Source organism: Leptospira ainazelensis, from assembly GCF_016918785.1.
In the GTDB taxonomy this organism is placed as follows: Bacteria; Spirochaetota; Leptospiria; order Leptospirales; family Leptospiraceae; genus Leptospira; species Leptospira ainazelensis.
Genome location: NZ_JAFFPT010000079.1, coordinates 201,097 through 225,450 on the forward strand (window position 1 = coordinate 201,097; position 24,354 = coordinate 225,450).

At 43.5% G+C, this 24,354-nt stretch carries 23 protein-coding genes; 15 read left to right on the forward strand and 8 right to left on the reverse strand.

Annotated features, from left to right (window positions below):
• The first annotated feature begins 46 nt into the window (after positions 1-46).
• Positions 47-796 (forward strand): 3-oxoacyl-ACP reductase FabG, encoded by a 750-nt coding sequence (fabG, locus tag JWG44_RS19795; protein WP_205276786.1) that lies wholly within the window; start codon positions 47-49, stop codon positions 794-796.
• A 21-nt stretch (positions 797-817) separates the two neighbouring features.
• Here the strand turns inward: fabG and JWG44_RS19800 are convergent, their stop codons facing one another.
• Together JWG44_RS19800 and JWG44_RS19805 are read right to left on the reverse strand one after the other, a co-directional pair.
• Complete coding sequence (locus JWG44_RS19800; RefSeq protein WP_205276787.1) at positions 818-1,801, reverse strand: UDP-3-O-acyl-N-acetylglucosamine deacetylase; 984 nt, start codon at positions 1,799-1,801, stop codon at positions 818-820.
• Between the two features lie 97 nt (positions 1,802-1,898).
• Entirely contained in the window at positions 1,899-2,327 is a 429-nt protein-coding gene (locus tag JWG44_RS19805) for a hypothetical protein (protein WP_069608148.1), read from the reverse strand.
• A gap of 1,064 nt (positions 2,328-3,391) precedes the next feature.
• On the opposite strand from JWG44_RS19805, the gene rplU reads away from it, so the two are divergent.
• From rplU to JWG44_RS19865, 12 genes are all read left to right on the forward strand, one after another.
• The gene (rplU, locus tag JWG44_RS19810) at positions 3,392-3,706 is read left to right on the forward strand and encodes a 50S ribosomal protein L21 (RefSeq protein ID WP_069608149.1); all 315 of its coding nucleotides are present in this window, start codon (positions 3,392-3,394) and stop codon (positions 3,704-3,706) included.
• Positions 3,703-4,032 (forward strand): ribosomal-processing cysteine protease Prp, encoded by a 330-nt coding sequence (locus JWG44_RS19815; RefSeq protein WP_205276788.1) that lies wholly within the window; start codon positions 3,703-3,705, stop codon positions 4,030-4,032. The genes rplU and JWG44_RS19815 overlap by 4 nt, the downstream gene beginning before the upstream one ends.
• Complete coding sequence (rpmA, locus tag JWG44_RS19820; protein WP_002629808.1) at positions 4,022-4,276, forward strand: 50S ribosomal protein L27; 255 nt, start codon at positions 4,022-4,024, stop codon at positions 4,274-4,276. Before JWG44_RS19815 ends, rpmA begins: the two co-directional genes overlap by 11 nt.
• Positions 4,277-4,393: 117 nt before the next feature.
• The gene (obgE, locus tag JWG44_RS19825) at positions 4,394-5,488 is read left to right on the forward strand and encodes a GTPase ObgE (protein WP_205276789.1); all 1,095 of its coding nucleotides are present in this window, start codon (positions 4,394-4,396) and stop codon (positions 5,486-5,488) included.
• A gap of 11 nt (positions 5,489-5,499) precedes the next feature.
• Complete coding sequence (gene proB / locus JWG44_RS19830; RefSeq protein ID WP_205276790.1) at positions 5,500-6,372, forward strand: glutamate 5-kinase; 873 nt, start codon at positions 5,500-5,502, stop codon at positions 6,370-6,372.
• Positions 6,369-7,619, forward strand: a complete 1,251-nt coding sequence (locus JWG44_RS19835) for a glutamate-5-semialdehyde dehydrogenase (RefSeq protein ID WP_205276791.1) — start codon at positions 6,369-6,371, stop codon at positions 7,617-7,619. The genes proB and JWG44_RS19835 overlap by 4 nt, the downstream gene beginning before the upstream one ends.
• 1 nt (position 7,620) lies before the next feature.
• Positions 7,621-8,229, forward strand: coding sequence for a nicotinate (nicotinamide) nucleotide adenylyltransferase (gene nadD / locus JWG44_RS19840; RefSeq protein WP_205276792.1), 609 nt, complete (start codon positions 7,621-7,623; stop codon positions 8,227-8,229).
• 411 nt (positions 8,230-8,640) lie between these two features.
• Complete coding sequence (locus JWG44_RS19845) at positions 8,641-9,264, forward strand: hypothetical protein (protein ID WP_205276793.1); 624 nt, start codon at positions 8,641-8,643, stop codon at positions 9,262-9,264.
• 863 nt (positions 9,265-10,127) lie between these two features.
• On the forward strand, positions 10,128-11,528 hold the full coding sequence (locus tag JWG44_RS19850) for a UDP-N-acetylmuramoyl-tripeptide--D-alanyl-D-alanine ligase (RefSeq protein WP_205276794.1): 1,401 nt from the start codon (positions 10,128-10,130) through the stop codon (positions 11,526-11,528).
• A 51-nt stretch (positions 11,529-11,579) separates the two neighbouring features.
• On the forward strand, positions 11,580-12,068 hold the full coding sequence (purE, locus tag JWG44_RS19855; RefSeq protein WP_205276795.1) for a 5-(carboxyamino)imidazole ribonucleotide mutase: 489 nt from the start codon (positions 11,580-11,582) through the stop codon (positions 12,066-12,068).
• Positions 12,065-13,195, forward strand: coding sequence for a 5-(carboxyamino)imidazole ribonucleotide synthase (locus JWG44_RS19860; protein ID WP_408612022.1), 1,131 nt, complete (start codon positions 12,065-12,067; stop codon positions 13,193-13,195). The genes purE and JWG44_RS19860 overlap by 4 nt, the downstream gene beginning before the upstream one ends.
• A 201-nt stretch (positions 13,196-13,396) precedes the next feature.
• Positions 13,397-15,322: an FG-GAP-like repeat-containing protein gene (locus JWG44_RS19865; RefSeq protein WP_205276796.1), complete on the forward strand. Its 1,926-nt coding sequence runs from the start codon at positions 13,397-13,399 to the stop codon at positions 15,320-15,322.
• Between the two features lie 1,458 nt (positions 15,323-16,780).
• Here JWG44_RS19865 and JWG44_RS19870 read toward each other — a convergent pair.
• From JWG44_RS19870 to JWG44_RS19890, 5 genes are read right to left on the reverse strand one after another with little or no spacing between them, the layout of a single operon-like run.
• Entirely contained in the window at positions 16,781-18,091 is a 1,311-nt protein-coding gene (locus JWG44_RS19870; RefSeq protein WP_205276797.1) for a UDP-glucose dehydrogenase family protein, read from the reverse strand.
• Positions 18,092-18,145: 54 nt separating this feature from the next.
• Positions 18,146-19,345: an ABC transporter ATP-binding protein gene (locus JWG44_RS19875; RefSeq protein ID WP_205276798.1), complete on the reverse strand. Its 1,200-nt coding sequence runs from the start codon at positions 19,343-19,345 to the stop codon at positions 18,146-18,148.
• Complete coding sequence (locus JWG44_RS19880) at positions 19,342-20,097, reverse strand: ABC transporter permease (protein ID WP_205276799.1); 756 nt, start codon at positions 20,095-20,097, stop codon at positions 19,342-19,344. The genes JWG44_RS19875 and JWG44_RS19880 overlap by 4 nt, the downstream gene beginning before the upstream one ends.
• Positions 20,091-20,789: a JAB domain-containing protein gene (locus tag JWG44_RS19885; protein ID WP_205276800.1), complete on the reverse strand. Its 699-nt coding sequence runs from the start codon at positions 20,787-20,789 to the stop codon at positions 20,091-20,093. The genes JWG44_RS19880 and JWG44_RS19885 overlap by 7 nt, the downstream gene beginning before the upstream one ends.
• Positions 20,786-21,010: an LIC12298 family protein gene (locus JWG44_RS19890; RefSeq protein WP_118967863.1), complete on the reverse strand. Its 225-nt coding sequence runs from the start codon at positions 21,008-21,010 to the stop codon at positions 20,786-20,788. Before JWG44_RS19890 ends, JWG44_RS19885 begins: the two co-directional genes overlap by 4 nt.
• 323 nt (positions 21,011-21,333) lie before the next feature.
• On the opposite strand from JWG44_RS19890, the gene JWG44_RS19895 reads away from it, so the two are divergent.
• Positions 21,334-22,314 carry a hypothetical protein gene (locus JWG44_RS19895; protein ID WP_205276801.1) on the forward strand — a complete coding sequence of 327 codons (981 nt, stop codon included), beginning with the start codon at positions 21,334-21,336 and terminating at the stop codon, positions 22,312-22,314.
• A complete protein-coding gene (locus JWG44_RS19900; RefSeq protein WP_408612023.1) occupies positions 22,224-23,723 on the forward strand; it encodes a hypothetical protein in 1,500 nt (499 codons plus the stop codon). The genes JWG44_RS19895 and JWG44_RS19900 overlap by 91 nt, the downstream gene beginning before the upstream one ends.
• Positions 23,724-23,842: 119 nt before the next feature.
• On the opposite strand, the gene JWG44_RS19905 is transcribed toward JWG44_RS19900, so the two are convergent.
• Positions 23,843-23,995 (reverse strand): hypothetical protein, encoded by a 153-nt coding sequence (locus JWG44_RS19905; protein WP_205276803.1) that lies wholly within the window; start codon positions 23,993-23,995, stop codon positions 23,843-23,845.
• Positions 23,996-24,354 lie beyond the last annotated feature (359 nt).

Genomic DNA, 24,354 nt, shown 5'->3' on the forward strand with positions numbered 1-24,354 from the left:
TTTAAAACATTTATTTCGATATCGAAATAAATAAACGGAGGAGTTTATGTTCTCAGGAAAAACAATCGTGATCACCGGTTCCGCGAGAGGAATCGGAAAAGTAGCAGCAAAGAATTTTCTATCAAAGAATGGAACCGTCGTCGTTTCCGACGTCGATTCGATTCTTCTTGAAAAAACGATCGATGAAATGAAGTCCTTAAAACTCGGAAAGGTTTTAGGTAAAGTCTGCGATGTAAAAGAAAAAAGCCAGATCAAAGAACTCGCGGACTTTGCGTTTCAGGAAACCGGAAGTCTGGATATCTGGGTGAACAACGCCGGAATCATCAAAGACGATCTACTTTTGAGAATGAGCGAAGAAAAATGGGATCAGGTTTTTGACGTAAACCTAAAAGGGGCTTTTTTAGGAACACAGGCAGCCGCAAAGTATATGATCAAAAAAGAATGGGGACGAATCATCAACATCGGTTCCGTTTCCGGTTTTTATGGAAACGGAGGTCAGTCGAATTATTCCTCGGCGAAAGCCGGACTCATGGCTTTGACAAAATCTTCGGCAAGAGAACTCGCGTCGAGAAACGTTACGGTAAACTGCATCGCGTCCGGTTTTATCGCCAACGATTTCGCACCGAACCTCCCGGAAGAAGTAAAACAAGGCATCTTAAAAACGATTCCTCTCAAAATAGGAAGAAATCCGGAAGAATCCATCTCCTCTGCGATTCATTTTTTTGCTTCGGAAGAAGCGGATTGGATCACCGGGGCGACACTTCGTGTGGACGGAGGAATGATGATCGGATTCTAAATTCAAAAATCGGAATGTAATTTATAAGGTTATGATTCCGATTTCCGAGAATTCTTTTCGATTGCAGACGAACTGAGCGATATCGATCTGTTTATGATGATCAAAAAGAAAGGTAGTCATCTTTCCGACAAATCTTCCTTTGTATTCTTCTTCAACAAATCGAATCCAAGCAAGGATGTCGATCAGTTCGTGCGCGATAAATTCGTAATTTTTCCCCTGGTGAACGAACTTATCTCTCGGATTGAAAATTTTCTCTTCGTTTAACAAAATCACGTTTTCTAACGTAAACGGGTAGTCCTTCAGACCGCCGGCCAAACCGATCTGATAAAATTTATTGGCTTCTTCTCCGGGTCTAAACGCGGTAGTTCTCGCCGATGCGATATAAGAAAAAATTTCAGGAGTCATCTCGGTAACGATCCTGGAATTACCTACGGTCGATCCCGGATAACTCACCTGATGATCGAGAATCAATTTTTGTTCACCCGAGTCCGATTCTAAGATACAATATCCCTTGTCCCAACTCATGACAAAAGGTTTTGCGACCGTAATCGACGGAACTTCTCCGATTTTTTGAAGATTGTTTTCAATTCCATCCAAATAAACTTGATCGCAAAAATCGAACGTTGGAAAACTCGAGTTCTCAAGTTCAAAATCAAGATAAAGACCGAAGGCCGACTGAAGTGCGATCGGATGTTCGACGATCTTGACATCCCCCAATTGAATATTATGATTTCCTTTGATGCAAAATTCAGGTTTGAGTTCGAGAGTTTTTTGAGAATAGGAGAACTTGGAAAAAGACCCGGACGCCGGTTTTACGCGGATCGTAGAAGGTCGATTCTCCAGGGTGGAAACTCCTTTTACTGAAAATTCTTTTTGAATCGTATAAGAGTTTTGAATTTCAACCTGAGATCGATCTCCCAGAAAGTGTTTTGGAAAGTGGAGAATCTCCGGAAATCGGCTTTTTTTGAGTTCTGAGATCGTTTGAGTCGTTGTGTGGATTTGCATTCTAAAACGACTATCAACGTCGTTTTTTCAAAAGAAGGCAATCTTTAATCAGGAGAGAAAGGTTCCGGGTGAACGTGTGTCACCCGGAAAAATGGAATTAAACTCCGTAGAAAAGAAAAGACGCTACGATGGTCCAAATTCCTACTGCAATTCCAAAAATTCCCAACTTACCTTGGATGGGAGCCAATTTTGCAAGGAGTTCAGCTCCTTTCTTTTTGGCTTCTTCGTTCTTAGAGAGAACATAAGTAGAGATCGTTCCGAATCCAAGAATGAACCCAAGAACTGCCTGTACGATGTTTCCTGCAAGAGCGGTTACCCAATAGATCGGCCAAGTTGGAAGCCATCCGAGTCCGAGAAGTCCTTGAAAAACGATTCCATAAATTCCCCAGAAACAAAAAACCAGACCGATCCATCCTTGATAAGGTGAAATCTTAGCGAGCAATTCTTTCGCATCCGGTTTTTTTGCCAGAAGCAAAGATGGCACAGCAAGGATGCTGAGCACGATGAGTGTAATTCCTGATACCATTTAGTATCTCCTATTTTTTTTGAATTCGATCCAACCTCCTTCTCTTAAGAACAAAAAGTGTGTTGGATCTCTCAAGATCCATAACGGTTTAAGGGGTTCTTTTTTGCATCCTTTTTGGTTTTTGCTTCCTCTTTTATAAGAAAATGCGAATAACATTTGTTTGTCGATCGCTGCGAACTCTGCGGATCTTTTTCTTTTGGTTCTTGAGAATGTTCAGAATCGATCCAATTTTGTTCTCAATCGGAAATTTCAGAGAAAGCTAATTTATAAGTTAACATATATTATATAATTCGAAATATCTAATGCTGTCACTTGACTTTACAGTTATTAGATCATCTTTCGTGTGGCGATTTTTTGTTCTTCGAAAAGCGTATCCTCAAAAGCTTTTTTTCTTTTCCTTTTTATTTTAACTTTTTTGAATTCAGTTCTATAGAATGAAAAGATTATTTTCTATGTATAAAAAACTTCGTCTTCACGAGCTTTGTTTGGAAAGAGGGAGTTCCTACTTTTCTTGAGTCGATTCCGAAAAACTCAGATCTTTGACAAGTGGATATAACTCTTAAGCCCTGATTGAAAGAGTAGTCTGCACAACTGGATATCCAATGAGGAGTTCCTACTTTTAGGATTTTCACGGATCCATGGATCGAAGTTTGGAAAAACTAGAAAAAGCGGATCAAAAGTTCTTCCAAAGATCCTTTTGAGTGTGTGAGTTCCTACTTTTTGGGTGAAAAGCAAAGGATAAGGGTTCGAGATTCTACACTTCTCCCTTGAAACCGGAGTTTGTGCGGAGTTCCGACCAAAGGAGAATTCCTAAAAAAGCCTGGTATGCAAGAAAAGTGTGAGTTCCTACTTCTCCCAAGCTCACGGAAAATCCTCCTTTCAAAAACAGAAATTCTCCTAAAATTGCCCTTAAAACGCGGACCGTTTTTCGTCGATTTTCCCCGTCTTTTTGACCGAAGTCGGAACCACGCTCTTGGCGTACAAGCGTTTTTCAGTTTTCCCCTTGACCGGAGGGCAACGTCGACCAGATTGGTTGAAAACGACTTAAAACAGGCCGGATCGATATGTACGCTATTATTTCAGTTGGAAACAGACAATTCAAAGTAACCCAAGATCAGGAATTCCTGACCGAAAAAACCGGTAAAAACGCGGGCGAATCCTTTGACGCGAAAGTTCTTCTCTTCGCAGAATCCAGCAATAAAGTTCATATCGGACAGCCCGAGCTCAAAACGGCTCGTGTTTCCCTGAAAGTTTTGGAAGACGTAAAGGGTGAAAAAATTCACGCCTACGTTTACAAAAGACGTAAGAACTATCAAAAAGCTTGGGGTCACAGACAACAGCTTCAAAAAGTAAAGGTAGTTTCTCTCTCTGCGGTTTGATCCGGATTCGGATCACTCGCAAAGAAGAGTTGTATTCTTCCTTAGAAAGTGAGGGACATTCCCCAGCTTCCTTAGGAAAAAAGGGTGAGAATCTTCTCTGCTCTGCCGTCTCGGTCTTGGTTCAGACTCTTTATCTGCACCTTCTCCGGACGGAAAACGCAAAACCCGCTGAGATCCGTGATGGATATCTTCGGTTCGAAGTTCTCCCCAAAGATATTGTTTTAATTCATAATAGTTTTGAATTGGTTCTCTCCGGACTTAAAAATCTGAAGAATCAATACCCGAAAGAAATGGAACTGATAGGAGTACCAGAAGATGGCACATAAAAAAGGTGGTGGATCCTCAAAGAACGGCCGGGATTCGAATTCCCAGAGACTCGGAGTAAAACGTTTTGGCGGAGAATCCGTTCTCGCCGGAAATATTCTCGTTCGCCAAAGAGGAACAAAGTTCCGTCCTGGCAATAACGTAGGACTTGGTAAAGATCATACCCTCTTTGCTCTCGTTCACGGAAAAGTAAAGTTCGAGATGGTTTCCAAGTTGAAAATGCAGGTTTCCGTTTACCCGGAATAACCCCTCATATTCAAACTCAAACCGGATGAACCGCAGTCTCCTGCCCGTTTCTGGGTCCGGACTCTGCGGTTTTTTGTTTTTTAGACTCATTTAAGAATTTTAGAATATTCAAATAACATGGAATCCTTTGTAGACGAAGTCGCCATTGAAGTTTACGCCGGACACGGCGGGCCCGGTTCTGTACATTTTCGAAGAGAAAAGTATGTTGAGTTCGGCGGTCCGGACGGAGGCGACGGTGGAATCGGCGGAAACGTCATCATTCGTCCGAATCTTTCCATGTACACCCTGGACAAATATCTTTCCAAAAGAAAGTTCAAAGCGGAAGCCGGCTTTCCCGGAGTTGGAGACAACTGTTCCGGAAAAAAGGGCGAAGACCTGATTCTTTTTGTTCCTCTCGGAACACAAATCTACGACGAAGAAACGGGCGACCTCCTCTTCGATTTTGTTTCCGATACGCAAGAATACGTCGTAGTTCGGGGCGGACGCGGCGGCAAAGGTAATACTCATTTTAAATCCTCCACCAATCAAACTCCTCGTTTTGCACAACCTGGTGAAGACGGAGAATATAAGTTTCTTCGACTTTCCCTCAAACTTCTGGCCGATGTGGGAATCGTCGGTCTTCCGAACGCGGGCAAATCGACCTTGATCTCGAAGATCACCGATGCACATCCGAAGATCGCGGGTTATGCGTTTACGACTCTTTCACCTAACTTGGGCGTTGTTAAGCGAAGAGGAGATATCTTTCGTTTTACGATCGCGGACATCCCTGGAATCATCGAAGGCGCGAGTATGGGAATCGGACTCGGCCTTTCTTTTCTTCGTCACATCGAACGTGTAAAAGGAATTCTTTATCTTTTTGATTCTTCTTCCTTGGATATCGAAGAGGATTTGAAGATGCTTCGAAACGAACTTTCGACTTACAATTCCGAACTTCTCAAACGCCCTTATCTTATCGTCCTCAATAAAATCGACATCTGGGACGATCCGGAGTTTACAAAGGATCTGATCTCGAAGGTCTCTCATCTGGGAAAGGTCGTCGCGATCTCCGCAGACCAAGAAACAAACTTGGAAGAACTTCTCGAAACGATGGATGAAACATTCTTCAAGGATGAGATCGATAAGGTCTTAAATCCGAAAGAATCAAAAACGAATTCTTCTCTTGAAAATGATACTTCGCTTCCTCAGGAAAGCGTCTTGGATGAAACGGAATAGGATCTTCGAACATGGAACGTTCTTCTCTCTCTGAAAAAATCCGCTCTTCGGAAATGATCGTAATCAAAGTGGGATCTGCGAGACTTTCCGGTCCCGAGTCGGAAGTGAACGACTTTCTTTTTCCATTGGTAAGCGATATCCGCCACCTCAGGAATCTCGGTAAAAAAGTGATCCTTGTTTCGTCCGGAGCGATCGCGAGAGGAAGACTTTTGTTAAGCGAACTCCCCTCTTCTATTTTGTCCGGGGATTCCCTCTCCGAAAAACAGGCCCTGGCGGCGATGGGTCAAAACCGACTCGTAAATCTTTATGACAGTTTTTTTTCCAAGGTGAATCTAAGCATCGCGCAGATTCTTTTCGGAGTCTTGGATTTGGAGTCTAAAGAAGGATACAAGAATCTCAAAAACACGTTCACTCAACTTTTAGAATGGGGAATTCTTCCCGTAGTGAACGAAAACGATTCGGTTGCGACCGAAGAGGTGAGGTTCGGGGACAACGATATGCTTTCCGCGTTGGTAAGTTTGATCGTGGGCGCGGATCTCCTGATCATTCTTACGGGAGTGGACGGCTTTTTAAAAGAGGAGAAAGTCGTTCCATTCTTAGAAAAAATCGAAAAAGAAGACTTGGATCTTGCAGGCGGGCCGAGCGGCCCCGGAACCGGGGGAATGTTTACAAAACTCAAATCCGCCGGTTTACTTTCGGAAGCCGGAGTTCCGACCGCAATTTTGAACGGTAAAAAAATGCACGTCATTCGGGAATTTCTGGAACAAAACTCAATTGGAACGTTAGTCGCTCCTTCCGGAAATCGTGTATTTTCGGAAGAGGACGTAAAAGAAATCATTCGTAAAAATCGGAACGGAAATGGAAACGGAGGGAATCATCTATGAAAGAAATGGAATATGCGGAAGATCTCTGCGCTCGCGCCAAAAAGGCTTCTCGAACTCTAAAATCCATTCCGTCTTCGCTCAAGAACAAAGTCCTTCTCGATCTAGCAAATACATTAGAAAAACGGAATACTGCGATTCTATCCGCAAACGAACTCGATCTAAAAGACGGGAAGGAAAAAAATCTTTCTTCTTCTCTTATGGATCGTCTTCTTCTCAACGAAAAACGAATTTCCGGAATGGCGTCCGCCCTTCGCGAAATCGCGGCTCTTCCGGATCCGGTCGGCGAAGTTACGAGAGGTTTGACTCTTCCAAACGGCCTCGAACTCGTCACAAGAAGAGTTCCCTTGGGAGTTGTGATGGTTATCTACGAATCCCGCCCGAACGTTACGATCGACGTCGGAGCTCTTTCTTTTAAATCGGGAAACGCGTGTATTCTTCGCGGAGGAAGTGAAGCGTTTCACTCGAATGCGGCTTTGGTAAAAATTTTTCACGAGGTTTTACAAAAAGAAGGAATCGACGTCGGCGCCGTTACGTTTGTGGATAAGACCGATCGTACATTCATGCTTCCCTTCTTTCAACAAACTTCGACGATCGATATCGTGGTTCCAAGAGGCGGAGAAGGACTGATCAAGTTTGTTTCAGAACATTCTAAGATTCCGGTCGTAAAACACGACAAGGGCGTATGTAATCTTTATATCGATCAAGACGCGGATCCTGAAAAAGTCATTCCGATCGTAATCAATTCGAAGGTGCAGAGACCGGGAGTTTGTAATGCGACGGAGAATTTGATTCTTCATACCGGATATCCGTTCCGCAAAGAACTTTTAGAAACTCTTGCAAAAGAAGGAGTGGAACTTTTACTCGATCCGTCTTCTCTTTCTTTGTATCCGAATGGAAAACCCGTAAAGGAAGAGGATTATCTGGAAGAATTTCTAGACCTAAGACTTTCGGTAAAAACGGTTTCCTCTTTGGAGGAGGCGTTAGCTTTCATTGAAAGAACATCTTCCGGTCATACGGAGGCGATCGTTACCGAAGACTTGAGCACGGCGAAACAATTCACCAACTCTTTGGATTCCGCAGCTCTTTTTATCAACTGTTCCACACGTTTTCATGACGGAGGAGAATTCGGTCTTGGTGCGGAAGTCGGAATCTCCACCGGAAAACTACACGTAAGGGGCCCGATGGGTTTGGTCCACTTGACTACCACGACCACTTACGTCACCGGAAACGGACAAATTCGAGGATAAAATGTCCGAGGAAAATAAGATCCTCACCGGAATTTTCGGAGGAAGTTTTGATCCTCCTCACGAAGGACATTCAGAAATTTTAAAGTCCTTCTTTAAGGAAGTCCCGAATTGTAGAGACGTCTTCATCATTCCGAACCGTCAAAATCCTCTCAAAGCAGAAAAAGCGACCCCGCCCGAAGATATATTAGAAATGCTGAATCTATTTGTATCCGATTTCAAGGAACACATCTCGATTTTGGATTTGGAATTAAGACGGCTTGGTCCCAGTTATACGGTTTTTACCGTCGAAGAACTTAAGCGCGTTTATCCGGAACGAGAATTCGCTCTTTTAATCGGCGAGGATAACTACGATAACTTTCATAAATGGAAAGATTGGAAAAAAATTCTTGAGAATATTAAGAATGTCTGCGTCTTTCGGAGAGTCTCCGAAAAAATTCCAGTAAATCCAAACTTGCAAGAGTTTTCGGAAAAATTCACTTTCTTAAACAATCCCCTTCTTCCCGTTAGCTCTACGGAATTACGCCGAGAGCTTAGATCTTCGATGGAGACTGCGAAAGTTCCCGAAAATCTGCGTCAGTACATCGAAAAGAACGATTTGTATCAAAAGTAGGAACACCGATCGAAATCGAAAATCGGCAAAGATAGGGACTCTAAGCCAACCATCCGTATGAAATCGTTTTCCGGAAGAAAGAAATAAACCTCCGGAAATGGAAATAAATTCTTGATCGATAAGGATTTTTTCGAACCTTGCTATCCGTGTAAAACCTAGCCAAAGTAAAATCAAAGCCTACCATGCGACAATATGGTCATTTCCTTTATTTAGATTACTATGAATGTATGATCTTACACTTTTTCTACATTCATTTCTTGGAAGGACGAAACTCTTATGTACTATCACTATTGATCCTCCCATCGTTTGAGTTACATAGACGGTCGCCTTCGCAGTCAGACGACCGGATCTAAAAATTGAAAAGGGATCGATAATGTTTGACCTTCATTAAAAATTGAGGAAGGTTTTTTAATGAACACAAAAGTAAAGAATATCTTAGACCGGATTTCTGCGCTCGAAGAAGAACTAAAAGACGAATTGAGAGAACAGGAACGGCATGCGCTTTATGAACTAAAAGGAGGGAAAGTGCTTTTTGAAAAGAAAATAAGGGAAGCACACAGACGTATGAGAATGGGCATCCTTTCTTGGATCCGAACAAGCCGCCCTCAAAACGTCGTTTCTGCACCGATCATTTATATGATCGTCATTCCATTAATTTTTCTTGATGTATCTATGACAATCTATCAAATGATCTGTTTTCGATTATACGGGATTCCGGCCGTAAAAAGATCCGATTATATCACGCTTGATAGACATCGTTTAAACTATCTGAATCTTCTGGAAAAAATCAATTGCGATTACTGCAGTTATGCGAACGGGTTGTTTGCCTACGTCACTGAAATCGGCGCTCGAACCGAGCAGTATTGGTGTCCCATCAAACACGCTCGCAAGAATCTAATCGTCCACAAACGATATCCTTATTTTATCGATTACGGAGATGCAAAAAATTTACACTCCCGTTTTGAAGAACTACGAGTTTCACTCAATCATTCGATCGAAAAAGAAGAGGAAAAAAAATCGAGTCGTAAAGCCTGAGGATTCGATTTGGAAAGAACCATTTTATATTTTTGGACGGGTTATCTTAGGGGAACTTCGTATAAACACGAAACTCCAATTTTAGAATTCAGTCGAGAAGTAAGAAATGCTTTGTTAAATCAAAAATTGCTTTCTGTCTTGGATACGAAGTTGTGTGATAAATTTTCTCGCGTTTAGGCGAACTTCGCATAAACGCGAAACTTTTGACGACAAGACTTCGGTCGGAACTCCGGCCTGCCGTTAACGATACGTCGTAGCTAAGGCAGTAAATAGAATCGCCTTCTCCTTTACGCGCTTAGGCGAACTTCGTATAAACGCAAAACTTTTGACGACATGACTTCGGTCGGAACTCCGGGCTGCCGTTGATAGCATATCGTAGCTGAAACGGTAAAAAAGAATGACCTTCCTTTTATTTCTTTCGCGTTTAGGCGAACTTCGCATAATCGCAAAACTTTTGACGACTTGACTTCGGTCGGAATTCCGGCAAATAGGACTCTCCAAGCAAAGGCGCAAAACGAAATCGTTTCGATTCTTAGAATGGAGGTAATCGAACAAATTGCGACCTTCTTTAATAGAAAGCTCCTAAACTTCTCCCGGAAAACTCCTAACGGTTTGTTTTGTCGGAGTTCCGACAAAACAAACTTTGAAAAAAACTTGTCACTTTCAGGGAAGCTTTGACGTGCCTCTCGGGAATCCTTTCCTAAGGGTAACCCCGACTCAAAGACCTTGGAACCGGATCCAAGCCGCAAAAAAAAACGACCCTTTACGGAGAAACGTTAGGAAAGAGTTAGAAAGAAAATGGAGCTTTCTTTTGAAAAAAAAAATAGAATTTTCAAATCATTCTCCTCCTACATCCTGGACTCATGAAGGCAGACTTCTTTTATGATCCGGAAACGATCCGCAGAGTTTTAGGATCAACGAGCAACACTTGGTTCAAAAAGGATTCTCAAATTACCAATATTACGACTGCGTCCAACGAAGCCGAACCAGGTTCCATTTTTGTACCGCTACGAGGCAATCGAGACGGACACCAATTCATTCGAGACGCACTTTATAGAGGCGCTTCCTATTTTTTAATCGAAACGGATCATCCCCTTCGAAAAAGTCTTTCCAAAGAAGAAGAACAAAAAGCGATTCCGGTGCGGGATACGTTACTCGCGCTTGGAAGTCTGGCAGCATTTCATCGTTCACGCTTTCGTCCGATTCTCATCGCGGTCACGGGATCGAGCGGTAAAACTACTACGAAAGAACTCCTCGGAACTTGTCTACGGAACTTAGGTGATACCGCGTTAGTCGTAACGGAAAAGAATTATAACAATGAGATCGGGCTTCCTTTTACTCTTTTTCGAATCAGCGATCAAACTCGAGTTGTAGTCTGTGAAATGGGAATGAATCATAAAGGCGAAATCTCTCGACTTTCAATGATCGCAAAACCCGACTTTGGAATTATTACCACGATTGGAACCGCGCATATCGAATTCTTAGGAAGCCAAAAGAACATAGCCAAAGCAAAGGCGGAAGTAGTAGAAGGATTTTCGAAAGGTGGAAAACTTTTTTTCCCAAACTCGGGAGAGTATTCTAAAATTCTAAAAAAGAAACTTCGAAAATACGGCGGAAAGCTAATCTTAACAAAACCTGAGGAAACTTTCAAAATTCTTGAAAGAAAACCCCAGGGATTCGCTCTCGAATACAAAGGTAGAAAAATAGACTGGAATCTTCCCGGCGAAAAACTCTTAGGGAATCTCGCCCTCTCAGTCGCCTGCCTCGAGACGATTGGAACTCCGGAAGAATGGATCTTAGAAGGTATTTCCGGCTTTCGATCCGGCAACAAACGTCTCGATCTGCAAACTGGAAAGTATTCCATCATCAACGATACTTACAACGCAAATTATGAATCCATGATATCCTCTCTCGAAGTCGCGGATCAACTTGCCGATGGAAAAGATTTTTTCGCGGTTTTAGGCGACATGAAAGAACTGGGAAAACATTCCTTCACCTTTCATAAAAAATTGGGAAAACGCTGCGCCGATTTTAAAAACTTAAAAGGTCTCTTTACTTTCGGACAGGATTCCAAATGGATCCAAGAAGAATTTAAAAAACTTACTGACTCGTCCAAATTCTCTTATCATTTTCCCGGAACTGCGGACGGTCTTAGAGAACTCTTAAATACGTTTGTCGAAAAAGTTCCCGAGTCGTCGGTCGTTTTAGCAAAAGCGTCGAGAGGAATTCAACTGGAACGTTTCGTCGAAGGTCTTTCCGTTTAGTACTTGCAAACCGCCGATCGAAACAAATTATCTTACGCAGGAGAAACAAACTTGAGCGCAAAAGTTGCAATCATTATGGGAAGTCATTCCGATTGGGAAACGATGAAAGAAGCCGAACTCATTCTAAAAGATTTCGGCGTTTCCGTTCATAAAGAAATTATTTCCGCGCACAGATCTCCTGAACTTATGTTAGAATTTTCTAAATCGGCAAAGGACGCGGGCTTTTCCGTTATCATCGCAGGCGCCGGAGGAGCTGCCCATCTTCCGGGTATGGTTGCTTCAATGACTACACTTCCCGTTTTGGGGGTTCCGATTCAGACTAAGGCGTTGAACGGTTTAGACAGTCTCCTTTCCATCGTTCAGATGCCTGGAGGAGTTCCTGTAGGAACTTTGGCCATCGGCGCTGCTGGGGCAAAAAACGCGGGGCTACTTGCCGTCAGAATTCTTTCGCTTCAGGATTTCAAACTTTCCGAAAAACTTTCTAAATATCGGGAGCAAATTCGGGAAGACGCGCTTTCTAAGAATAAGGATCTTCTGTGACACAAAAGAAAATACTTCTTCCAGGCGCCAAACTCGGAGTGATGGGATCCGGACAACTCGCGAGAATGTTCGCACTTGAGGCGATTCCGAGCGGATACGAAGTTTCTGTCTATTCTCCGGAATTACACTCTCCCGCAAGCGGAGTCGGCGCCAAAGAATTCGTTTTCGAGTATGAAAACAAAGAAGCCCTCTTATCTTTTTTAAAATCCATAGACGCTCTTACATTCGAATTTGAGAATATTCCAGAAATTGCACTTTCTACCATTGAGGAATTCCAAAACGCTTCCGATCTGTTAGTTCACCCTTCCCCAAACTGTGTTCGGATTGCGCAAAACCGATGGAAGGAAAAATCCTCCTTTCGAAAAGCGGCGATTCCGACGGTGAATTTTTATCCGGTTTTTACGAACCAGGATCGGGAAGAAACCCCTTCCAAAGTCCAATATCCTTGTATTCTAAAAACGAATACGATGGGTTATGACGGAAAAGGACAGGTTAAGTGTAAGTCGAAAGAGGAATTGATTTCCGCCCTTTCCAATCTAAAGGAGCTCAATCATATCGTAGAGGAATTTTTTCCTTTCACTTCGGAAGCGTCCGTGATCTTCGCAAGATTTCAAGACGGGGCAATTTCCTATTTCCGTCCTTCTTTAAACATTCATAAAGATCATATTTTGGATCTTACATTTCATCCCGGTAATTTTTCTCCGAGTGTGGAAAAGAATCTCGTTGATTATGCAAAAAAATTGGCCGAGGAGATAGATTACATCGGAGTATTCGGAATCGAATTTTTTATCAAAGATGAAGAAATCCTCTGTAACGAATTCGCTCCAAGACCACATAACTCCGGACATTTTAGTCAGGATAGCGGTTCTCTCTCGCAATTTTCCCTTCAACTGAGAACCCTCTGCAACCTTCCTGCCCCGAAAGAAATTCCGGTAAGGCCTATAACGATGAAGAACATCCTAGGTGAAGATTATAAACCCGGATCAAAACTCTGGACAACAACGTTAGGGAATCCTCATTTCCATCTTCATCTTTATGGGAAAACCGAAGCAAGAAAGGGAAGAAAGATGGGGCACTGGAATTATTCGGGGCCAAATCCGGAATCCGCCTTTGCCGGTTGGGAATAAAATTTCAATCCAAAGCGTCTGTAACCTGTTTGGCGATCTCATTCTGCTTAAAAATTGAACGATCTTTGTTTTTTTAATACGAACTTGCTTTCTAAATAGAATTCCTATCTTCGATGTTTATTACTTTTTTATAAGAGTTCTTCTTTTTTTCTTTCCTCGGTTTTCAAAACGGATAGCACTTGTAACTTAGGAATAAACGAAATGGATCTTTATAAACCTTTCAAGTCACACACCCGCAGACTGTTTGTTCTTTTTATACTTCCAATTCTTTTGAATTTGTTCATATTGAATTGCTGGTCGAACGCCTTTTTCAAACCTCCGGTAGAATGTGTTGGAAATATAAACAATACGCTTTGTCCAAAAGAGAACTCCTTCGGCTTGATCTTAGCCGGCATTTTTGCCGGATTCTTATACGCCGAAAACGCAGTCACAGTTTCTAATTTAGTAAATTATTCTATTCTTCAGTCCGGATTTTTAGTGGGTAAGGCTCAAACTCCGGCGGTTTACGTTTCCTTAGACGACGCTCCCGGAGCCGTGGTTCCAGTTGATGGGCTTTCCAATTGGAGATATCAACTTCCGGCGCCGGCTGTAACGGGAACGTTTTGGAAATTAGGAACAAAGCACAAAATTTCAGTAAAGGCTGTCGATGCTTTCGGAAACATTTTCGGAGAAAAAATCGTAAATGTGATCAAAGGAAACAATCGAGATACAAACGGAGACGGTTATTCGGACGTGATTCTTTCGGTCTCTCCGAGCAATGCGGTCGTCGGCTACGGTCTTATTTTCTTAGGTCATGGAGATACGGGAATGCCCTCTACCACACCGGACTCGATTCTTACAGACGGAGTTGCGGGAGGCACGTATTTCGGAGATCGAATCAGTGCAGGTGATTTTAACGGAGACGGTTATGCGGATATGCTCATCGGCGCACAGGCCTCTCCCGCCTTCGGGACGATCGGAGCCGCATTTATTTTCCACAGCTCCGGTCAAGACGGGATTCTAAGTCGAGATCTACAATCCGGCGGTTCGTACGACACTCTCATCCAAGGACAGAATGGAGGCGAAAGACTCGGCTCCATGGTGTTAGGTGGAGATGTAAACAACGACGGTTATGACGACGCAATTCTCACCTCTCCCTGGGCAAACGGTTTAGGATATATTTTTTACAGCCGGGGATCTTCCGGAATTCTTTCTAAAAACTTAGGCGCCGGTGCGTTAGCCGACATCAAATACTTAGGTGCGGCCGATAACTTCGGTTCGACGTCCAGCGTGGGAGATATCAACGGGGACGGATATATGGATCTCGTTATAGGCGCCCCCGTTTTTAATACAAACCAAGGTAGAATTTATATTTATATTTCAAACGCGGGAACTCTTCCTCTTACGCCTCAATATTTGATTTCGCCTAACGCACAATGTCCACCGGGCGGCGGATGTAATTACTCAGGATCCATAATTCAACTCGCGGACTTTAACGGAGATTCTTGTGCTGATCTCGCGGTGACGGCTTCAGGCTATGCGACGAACAGAGGACTCGTATTCGTTTATCATTCTAACTGTGGTTCCACAAATCCGTATTCGAATACTCCGAATACGACTTTGTTCGGGCCGGCGCTTTCAACGTGCAGCGCGGGAAACAACTGTAGTTTCGGCGCTTCGATGTCGGCCGGAGACGCCAATGGAGACGGTTTTGCAGATCTGCTCGTAAGCGCCACTCGAAGCTCCGCCAATTTTGGGAACGCCTATCTATTTCAAAGCGACGGTACGACCGGCATCGCGGGTGTAGACTTAGGTTCCGGAGGTTCCGCAAATGTAGTGTTTGGCGGAGAATCCGCCGGTTTGGATTTCGGATTTTTCGCGATCCTCCAGGATATAAACGGAGACGGTTTGTCCGATATCCTCCTCTCCGCACCGGATCCCATCGCGACGGGGGCCGCTCAAATCGGAAAAGGAAAGGTCCATTTTTTTAAGAACTCTCCCATGATCGGTCCGGGTAATCAGAATCTGAGTTCAGGTGGAACCGCTACGGCCACGCTGACTTATGCTAACGGTCTTTCTTTTGGAAATTCGGTCGCCTTTGATCAAATCGATATGTTCGAGTCGAACGTTTCGTTTCTTTTTCGTTAAGGTTCGTTCGAGCAAGATTAGCCCATACGTTGAAGTTAAAAATCCGCCCTTCAAAACGATTACAATCGAGCGTCCATTCTTTATAAAAATCTTCCGACATACGAAATAAATTATAACGTAAGAATGGAAAATTGAATTCATAATTTCTAATATTGATCATCCTAAATTTGGCTTGCAAACGTAAAACCGCTTGCAACACTCTAAGGAAGCCTTCAACAGAAGGCTGGAGTTTCTACAGATTTCGGTCCTTTCACGGCTTATGAGCTTTCCAACAAAAGGACCGTAGTTCAATTTCGATTGGAGTTCCTACGTTTTTGTGAACTCAGCGTCTCGTTTCCGTTGGCGCCGGGCAGGTTTTAGGACAGGCCCAAAAAGTTACCTCCAACACGAACTGTCTTTTTTCAAAAAAAATCTCAGAAAAGTAAAACTTCGAATAGGAGTTCCTACATTTGAGACTTTTTACTTGCAAAAAATTAATTTTCTGATAGAGCAAACCCGGACCTTCCAGCGCCCAAAAAACTCAACGCATCGCTCCCGATGGGTCGCTTGCACTCAAATACACCGCTCCTTAAGGATCGCATCGCAGCGAGGGGTTTTCGTTTAATGGAAATTTTCGTTGTTACGACAAATTCCTTTAAAGATTCAGGCACTTGTATGGGTAAGGATTATAAATCCGTTTGTGGAGGATCGCAGTTCAAAGTGAAGTCGGTTTTTCTTTCGAAGGTTCGAAGGTCGGTTCTCCGAGCATTCCGCCAAAAAATGACTCTCGACAAAAAACGAGTTTGCATTTTTCCAAAGTAAAAATCCTAAAACGAACGGACTTCAAGGAACATTTCTACTTGCGCTTAGGCGAACTTCGTATAAACCCACGACCTTTGACAACGTTGCCGTGTCGGAACTCCGACGACAATGAGAGCGATTCCAGACAATCGTTTCTAAAATGGAAACAGAACCTGAAAGACGTTCCCCTTGCGCTTAGGCGAACTTCGTATAAACCCACGGCCTTTGACAACAGAGCCAGTGTCGGAACTCCGACGACAATGAGAGCAATTCCAGACAATCGTTTCTAAAATGGAAACAGAACCTGAAAGCACGTTCCCCTTGCGCTTAGGCGAACTTCGTATAAACGCAACGACCTTTCACAACAGAGCCAGTGTCGGAACTACGACGACAATGAGACCGATCCAGACAATCTTATCTAAAATAGAAACGAACTTCAAAGAACATTTCTACTTGCGCTTAGGCGAACTTCGTATAAACGCAACGACCTTTCACAACAGAGCCAGTGTCGGAACTCCGATGACAATGAGAGCAATTCCAGACAATCGTTTCCAAAATGGAAACAGAACCTGAAAGCACGTTCCCCTTGCGCTTAGACGAACTTCGTATAAACGCAACGGCCTTTGACAACAGAGCCAGTGTCGGAACTACGACGACAATGAGAAGAAAACTCGAAAATCAGACGTTCGGTTTACCGATGGAAAAATACTGAAAGCCTTCTTTTTTCATCAGCTCGGGAGAATATTGATTTCTACCGTCAAAGATCACATTCGATTTTAATAATGTTTTGATCTTTCCGAAGTCGGGTTCTCGAAATTCTCTCCATTCGGTGAGAAGAAGAAGCGCGTCCGCGTCTTTGAGTGCGGAATAAGCGTCGGCGGAATATTCTACTTTTCCCTGAAAGTAAACCGAAGAAGTTTCCTTGGAAACGGGATCGTAAACCTGTAACTTAACGTTTTTATCATGGAGTTGTAAAAGAAGAGGAATCGAAGGAGCTTCTCTCATGTCGTCAGTTCCTGGTTTGAAAGAAAGACCCCAGACCGCGAAGGTTTTACCCGAAAGATTCGATTCTCCATAGAACTTTACGATTTTCTCATAGAGTCTTAGTTTTTGGGCTTCGTTGACTTCTTCCACTTTGCGGATGATCTGTAGAGGAGCGCCTTCGTCTTCGGAAGTTTTGATCAGCGCCCGAACGTCCTTTGGAAAACAAGAACCTCCGTAACCGATTCCCGCGTAGAGAAATTGTCTTCCGATTCTCGAGTCGGTTCCCATTCCTTTGCGAACGTCTTCATAGTTGGCTCCTACGACTTCGCAGAGGTTGGCAATCTCGTTTGAAAAAGAGATCTTTGTCGCGAGAAACGCGTTACACGCGTATTTCGTAAGTTCCGCGGAAACAACTCCCATTCTTAAAATCGGATTTCCGTTTAATACAAAGGGAGCGTAGAGTTGCGCGACCAAGTCCCCCGCTCTCTGCGTGTCGGAACCGATCACGACTCTTTCAGGACGCATAAAGTCGTCGATCGCCGCGCCTTCTTTTAAGAATTCAGGATTGGAAACGACGTCGAATTCTTCTTTTGTCTCGTTTGCAATGATCGCCTTGACCTGCGCCGCAGTTCCGACCGGAACCGTGGACTTGTCAACGATCACCTTGTAACCGTTGATCGATTTTCCGATTTCTCTCGCGACAGCAAAAACCGCCGAAAGGTCGGAAGAACCGTCGGGAAGCGTGGGAGTTCCGACGGCAATAAAAATGAGATCGGTTTTTTCCACTCCCTCTTTTAAAGAAGTGGTAAACTCCAGTCTCTTTTCCTTGGCGTTGTTCAAAACCAACTCGGAAAGACCGGGTTCATAGATAGGAATGATTCCTTTTTTGAGATTTGAGATCTTTGTTTCGTCTTTATCGACGCAGATCACCTGATTTCCGTATTCCGCAAAACAAGCGCCCGCAACGAGGCCGACATAACCGCTTCCAATCACACAAACTTTCATATTGAGAACCAGGATTCCGGACTTTCCGGACTTAGAAAGAAAAATAAATCGAGATCAAACTTCTTTTTTGAGACTGCTCTTCACCGGCAACCAAGCCGCGCCTTCGAATTTAGGAAGATCCAAACGTTCCAATTCGAAAGAAAGAATCCCGTCCTTCCATAGATAACTGTTTCCTACGTGGTTGTCGCCTTCGTGCAAGGCGAGACCGAGAGAATATTTTCCCGCGGAAAAGTTCAGAGGAAGTCGGAAGTTCGCCGTAACCGATTCTCCCGCGAGAATATTTTTTAAAGAATTTCCGAGATGAAACGTATTGGTCCCGAAGGCCCGGATTCCTCTCGCGTCGTCGATATGAAAACCAACGGTCAAATCCGGAATGTCTTTTGTAAATTTTACTCCGACTTCGATTTCGATCTCGGCCCCTACGGGAAGAATTTTCGGATTTGTCTGACCCTTATATTTCAAACTCAGAGAAAGATTTTCCAAGGGAGAATCCTTTTGTAAGGGAAGAATGGATTCTTCTCCGAATCCGGAATCCGCAATGATCTGCATATATTCCCGAAAACCTTCGACGGGATCCCCGTCAAAAACGAGTTTGCCTTTTTCCAAAATCAAAACTCTGGAACAAACCGACTTCAGAAGTTCCAGATCGTGGCTTACGATCAAGGTCATCGTTCCACGTTCTTGAAAGGAACGAAAACGGTGCAGACATTTCTGCTGAAAACTCGCGTCTCCGACCGCGAGCGCCTCGTCCACGATGAGAATATCGGGTCTTGAAAAAGTCGCCAAAGCAAAACCGAGACGCATCACCATTCCGGAAGAATATTGTTTAATTGGAATATTCTGAAATTCTTTTAAACCCGAGAACTCGAAAATTTCGTCCATCGAAGAAGTGATTTCTTTCGGACTTAGCCCCCAGACAAGGCCGTTGTAGTAGAGGTTTTCTTTTCCCGAAAGTTCGGGGTTAAATCCGACTCCCAATTCGAGGATGGAACGCAAAGAACCGTTTTTTGTGATTTTTCCGGATGCGTAAGACGAAACACCGGTCAGAACCTTCAAAAGCGTGGATTTTCCGGCTCCGTTCCTTCCGATCAGACCTACGATTTCGCCCGGCTCCACCCGAAAGCTGATATCCTTGAGCGCGTTGTAACGTATGTCGTTCCCAAAAAAACCGAGGGTAAGAACGTTGAGAATTCTTTTGGAAGGTCCGCTAAAACCGTTATAGACCTTATGGAGATTTTCTACTTTTAGGCTCAAAGATGGTCCAAGATCACGGAATGAAATTTAGAACGGCAGAGAATTCCGATCGAAGGAAATAGAATCAAATACGGAAGAAATTCCTTCCAGTGAAAAACTGGAACGAAGTCGTTTAACAAAACGAAACGAAAAATTTCCAGAGGAAAGTTGAGCGGATTCCAAACGTTGATCGAATGTAAAAAACCGGAAGACAAATAGAGAATCGGCAAAGACCAAAAGAAGAATTGGGAAATCAGCCGGATCAAAGGAGTGATGTCCCGAAGGATCACATTGGCCCTCGCCAAATAACCCTGCACAAAAGACAAAAGATAACCTACCGTAAACATCACAAAAATCGAAAGAGGGAATAAAAATACATTCAATTTTCCGAATACAATCAGAACGATCAGCACCGGTACCGCAGTCACCAAAAAATGAACGAGCATCTGAACGAATGGAATCCAGAGAAAAATCTCCGGACCCAGAGGGGATCTTTTGATCAACTGCCGATTTTCGGTAAGAATGGAAGTTCCACGGATCATATATTCCTGAAGAGGAACCCAGAAAAGAAGACCGCTAAACGCGTAGCCTATAAAGTCAACGGCGGATTCGGGATTCCCTTTGAGATGTAAGAATAAAAATACGATCGTGTAGATGAGAATGATGCTGAGGTTCTGGACAAGCATCCAGGAGATTCCGAGAGCGCTTCCGGCAAATTGTAAGGCGTAATCTCTCCTTACTAAAATCCAAAGAATCGGTAAATTTTTCAACACTTCGTTTGAGCCTGAAGAACCTTACCTTCCTTACAGGAATAGATCCCGTCAATTCCAAAAATCCATTGATCTACAAGTTCCAATCCGAGCGATTCCAGAAGTTTTTTGAAATTCTTATAGATCCAGAGATCGTCTTTACTCGGTTTGGAGCTCGACTCGGGATGATTGTGAGCGATGATCACGGAAGAGGCCGCGTCGTTTAAAATGATCTTCAAAAGATCCCGGCTCTGCACTCCCACTTCTTCCAAACTTCCGACGGCCACGATCTCGGCTCGTAAAACCGCCCCTTCCGGAGAAAGTGTAATGAGAACAAAACATTCTCTGTTTTTCGGAATCAAACTGGTGGAAAGATAATTGATGAGATGCTCGGGAGAATAACGTTTCCCCTTGAGAGCTTCCCATTTGAGACGCCTTGCAAATTCAACAGCCGCGAGTAAGGTGGTGGCCTTTGCATGACCGATTCCAGGAATTTGAACGAGATCCGAAACCTTCTTTTGGAGAAGTCCGCCCAAACCTCTGCTGTGATGCAGAATGTTCCGACTGAGTTCGTCGATCGGTTGAGCCCGATTTCCCCTTCCCAGAAGTACCGCCAGAAGTTCCCAATCTTGAAGGGACTCGGCTTCATACGCTATGCGCGCTCTGGGATCCGGGAAAGGGCTCAACCTTTCCGAGAGTTTTCCGCCAGACTTCAAATCCGCTTCAGGTTGTTTTTACTCAGCTCAGACAGAGAATCTGCAAACCAGGTTCCCTGTTGAACTACTTCCCCTTCAAATGCTTCTTCCAGATAATCCGCGAAGGATTTCAGATTGGACTCTCCCGCACGAGTTCTTTCCCTCCAATTAGGGCCAGCTCCTGCGAGACCACCGCGTTTTCTCTGATAATTAGCTGATTCTTGCAGAGATCGAATGATCATAGTCTTCTCTCCATTCTTATTAAATTAGACGACATAAACCGATAAAACCACAAATAATTCCACTTAACGGATATGTATATACTACTCAAAACATTAGTAAATGTCAACTAAAAACGCTCAATTTTTTAAAATCCTTCGATTTTAGAATCCAGAGCGATCTTGAGTAATAAAACCTGCGGTTTTCCTCCGTTTCTGTTCTTTATCTTAACTTTCCCCCCGGACAAAACGGTTGCATTTGGATTTTTTTTTAGAGGAACTTTCCTTTTTTTTCAAATTTTCGCCCCGAAGAATCGGACCCGAGAACCGTTTTCGATGTGGAGAAAATGCAAAACATATCCCTGGGAAAGGGAAAGAGTCCTGATCGGTTCCTAATTTTTATCCTTTTTTTGTTTTTGTCCTTCGCAAACCGATCGGAGACAAAATCGACGGAACATTCTCCCGAGTCTCTGAACCCGTTTTTCTTTTCCGCAAGACCCGATTCTTCCTTTGCGTTGGGAATTCTTGCGGAAGCAAAAAAAGAAAACCTTCCTTCTTACGGACTCAAACTTTCAGTTCCCATTCTTAAGGAGAATCCGAGACATCTCTGGAAGGGAAATCTCCTCTATCAAAACGAAAGAATTCCGGAACGGGAAAATCGCTCGTTTCATAGGACGTTTTCCGGATTGGAATATTCTTATCTCCCTCATGAGAATCGATTTTCTCTTTCTTGGTTTGCGGGTTGGGAAAGAGGAGAGATCGATCTTTTTGTTTTCGGGACACGTTTGGAAATTTCCGAAAAACAAGGAATTCAGATTTTCGGAAAACGCGGAGGAAATTTCGAGAACGTTTCGATTTTACTCCATTCCCCTTTGAAAAAGGAACTCGGACTTTTTTTAGGGGCTTCCCGGACTTGGAGCGGAACGATCGTTGAAGACCGGTTCTTTTTAGGAATCGGTTTTTCCTGGGATTCTTTTCAGGCTTCCGTTTCCGGAATCCGGGAAGAAGAGAATGAACATTCTTTTTCTGGAATATTTGAGTTTCAGAATATTCCAGGCTCGACCGCGGTTTCAAAAAAGCCCGATCTTTCTCCGAAAAAGTTTCTTCCTCGGAAAAAATATGCTCCGTTTGTTCGGTTTTCCTTTTCGGTTCAGGAACTTTTGTCGGCGGGATTTTCACTCGATTCTTCCTTGCGGATTTCCGGAAAAAGTTCCGGTTCGAGAGAAGAATTTTTTGAATGGATCGATTCTCTTTCGGAAAAGGAAAAAATCAAAATCCTCGTCCTTTTGAGAAAAAAGAATCCGAGTTTGAAAAAGGAAAAATTTTGATGTTTTCCTTTCGGACTCGCCGGGTCTCATTTCTTGAGATTATTATTCTTTTTGAATATTCTTCAATTCTACTTTATTTGAAAATTTTCCTAGCGACGATCGTTTTTTGTTCCCTCTTTTTTTCCCCTCTTTTTTCGGAAGAATCCAGGATCGGGGCTACTTTCGAAACTTACAATTCCCGTTATCTTCGAAACGAGAAGGAGAATTGGTTTTTCAAAACCTCCAATTGTCCGCTTAAACTCAAAAACCCGAGCAAGGAATTTCCTTTTTGTTGGTTCGGTTTTTTGGAAACCAGGAACGGACGTCCGTTTTTTTCCGGTAAATGGGAGAACAAGTTTGTGAGAGCGAGTTTTGGCCATCGTTTTCGTCCTCTGGAGAATTTTTATTTTTTGAGAGACAACGACTTTTACACGGCCCTTCCCGAAATTGAACAGCCGATCCACCGTTCCGGATTCTTCCATTTGAAATTTGCGGACTGGGCCTTCGGTTCTTTTTATTCCGAAATAGAGGCTCGGAAACGGGGTGGTTATTTTTTTATTTCCCCCGGAAGAATATTCGAATTTGCTTATGCTCCGGAATTGGGAACTCACTACGCGTCCTTCGATTTTAAATCGAAGAACTTTCGTCTTCCCGGTCCTAAGATCGTTTCTCGGATTCAAACTTTCGGAATCAAAAAAGAATGGGACGGAACTTTTTATTCTTCGGTTTTTTCGGAACGTCTCGATGCGGAATTTAGAATTACGGGTTATCGCGGTAAAGGCCGGGATCTTTTTGCGATCGACCCCGATCGTACGGAACTGGACGGGAAGGCGTCTCTGGCGCGTTTTGGAATCACTTCTCATTCTTACTTTTCCTTGGAATGGATCCGCGCCTGGAAAAAAAATCTTTCTTCCGAAGAAAATTCTCCCTTTACCTCCTTGAATTCCGCGGAGCAGCCGGCTTCTACGGATTCTCAACGTTGGCAGAACGTAAGCGGAAAGGCTCCGCTTTATTTCGGGGATGCAGGAGGAATTCTTTTTTCTCTTCGAAATTATTCTCAAGGCCCTTCGGAAACTTTGGGAAGAGGTCTTTACTACTCCTTTCAGAAAAAGAACTTTTCGATCGAGGCCGGTCAAGAATGGAGAACCAACGGAGATTCGATCTCCGAAGGAAAATGGTCTTTTCGTCTGGACGAATCCTGGAACTTGGAAGGGGCATTTTTATTTCAGAAGGAAGATAATCGGATGGATTCTCTTTTCGAGGCGAGGACCGCGAGAGACGAAACCAGTCTGATCTTTACGGATCGAAATTCTTCGTTTCGTCTGAGGCTTCTTTCGCCTTACGTCGCTTTTACGGTCAGTCATTCGCGAAAAAAGGATATCAAAAACGACGGGATCTGGATCAATCTTCAGGTGCAATTTCCTTTTTAGAACTTGCCGGAAAATCTGTCGAGCCGACAGAAACAAGGTACTGAGTTTCACAAAAAAAGTAGGAACTCCTATCCCAATACCTCGAAAAATGAAAGAATTCCATTTTGTAAAATTCTAATCTATCTCTTTGAATTTCCATAAATTACGGCGTATCGAATTTTTGCGGCTTCTCTGACCGCAGTTTTATCGTCCAGAATAGGATGTGAGAGTTCCCACATTTTTAGATTTTGGGATGGTTCTTTGACGGAATCAGTCTGGAGAAAAAAATTCATAAACCGCGAAAACGACGAATTTGTGGGAACTCCTTCGTTTTCCCACGACGAGTTTACCGGATATCGTATGTGATGTTTACAATTTTTTAAGAATAAACCGCTCAAAACGGATAACCTTACCCGCAAATTGTTTGAACCTTTAGAAAAGTCTGTCGTAACAACGACAAACCTCCGTGAAAAGGGCACGCGTCCCGCCCTGCGGCGCGATCCTTAGAGAGCGACGCATTGAGTTCAAGCGATCCTTAGAGAGCGACGCATTGAGTTTTTTGGGTAGAGGGGCGGGCTTTTGGGAAAACTCGCGGTCACTTTGCTCTATCACAAAATTATACTTTTTGAAAGTAGAATTCTCTCTCAGAGTT

What these genes read in the sequence shown, in the direction of transcription:
- JWG44_RS19850 (WP_205276794.1), top strand. Translation starts at nt 10,128, where the DNA reads ATGAAGGCAGACTTCTTTTATGATCCGGAAACGATCCGCAGAGTTTTA.
- JWG44_RS19890 (WP_118967863.1), bottom strand. Translation starts at nt 21,010, where the DNA reads ATGATCATTCGATCTCTGCAAGAATCAGCTAATTATCAGAGAAAACGC.
- obgE (WP_205276789.1), top strand. Translation starts at nt 4,394, where the DNA reads ATGGAATCCTTTGTAGACGAAGTCGCCATTGAAGTTTACGCCGGACAC.
- JWG44_RS19905 (WP_205276803.1), bottom strand. Translation starts at nt 23,995, where the DNA reads ATGAATTTTTTTCTCCAGACTGATTCCGTCAAAGAACCATCCCAAAAT.
- JWG44_RS19865 (WP_205276796.1), top strand. Translation starts at nt 13,397, where the DNA reads ATGGATCTTTATAAACCTTTCAAGTCACACACCCGCAGACTGTTTGTT.
- JWG44_RS19845 (WP_205276793.1), top strand. Translation starts at nt 8,641, where the DNA reads ATGAACACAAAAGTAAAGAATATCTTAGACCGGATTTCTGCGCTCGAA.
- proB (WP_205276790.1), top strand. Translation starts at nt 5,500, where the DNA reads ATGGAACGTTCTTCTCTCTCTGAAAAAATCCGCTCTTCGGAAATGATC.
- nadD (WP_205276792.1), top strand. Translation starts at nt 7,621, where the DNA reads ATGTCCGAGGAAAATAAGATCCTCACCGGAATTTTCGGAGGAAGTTTT.
- JWG44_RS19900 (WP_408612023.1), top strand. Translation starts at nt 22,224, where the DNA reads ATGGATCGATTCTCTTTCGGAAAAGGAAAAAATCAAAATCCTCGTCCT.
- fabG (WP_205276786.1), top strand. Translation starts at nt 47, where the DNA reads ATGTTCTCAGGAAAAACAATCGTGATCACCGGTTCCGCGAGAGGAATC.
- JWG44_RS19835 (WP_205276791.1), top strand. Translation starts at nt 6,369, where the DNA reads ATGAAAGAAATGGAATATGCGGAAGATCTCTGCGCTCGCGCCAAAAAG.
- rplU (WP_069608149.1), top strand. Translation starts at nt 3,392, where the DNA reads ATGTACGCTATTATTTCAGTTGGAAACAGACAATTCAAAGTAACCCAA.
- JWG44_RS19895 (WP_205276801.1), top strand. Translation starts at nt 21,334, where the DNA reads ATGCAAAACATATCCCTGGGAAAGGGAAAGAGTCCTGATCGGTTCCTA.
- JWG44_RS19870 (WP_205276797.1), bottom strand. Translation starts at nt 18,091, where the DNA reads ATGAAAGTTTGTGTGATTGGAAGCGGTTATGTCGGCCTCGTTGCGGGC.
- JWG44_RS19800 (WP_205276787.1), bottom strand. Translation starts at nt 1,801, where the DNA reads ATGCAAATCCACACAACGACTCAAACGATCTCAGAACTCAAAAAAAGC.
- JWG44_RS19805 (WP_069608148.1), bottom strand. Translation starts at nt 2,327, where the DNA reads ATGGTATCAGGAATTACACTCATCGTGCTCAGCATCCTTGCTGTGCCA.
- rpmA (WP_002629808.1), top strand. Translation starts at nt 4,022, where the DNA reads ATGGCACATAAAAAAGGTGGTGGATCCTCAAAGAACGGCCGGGATTCG.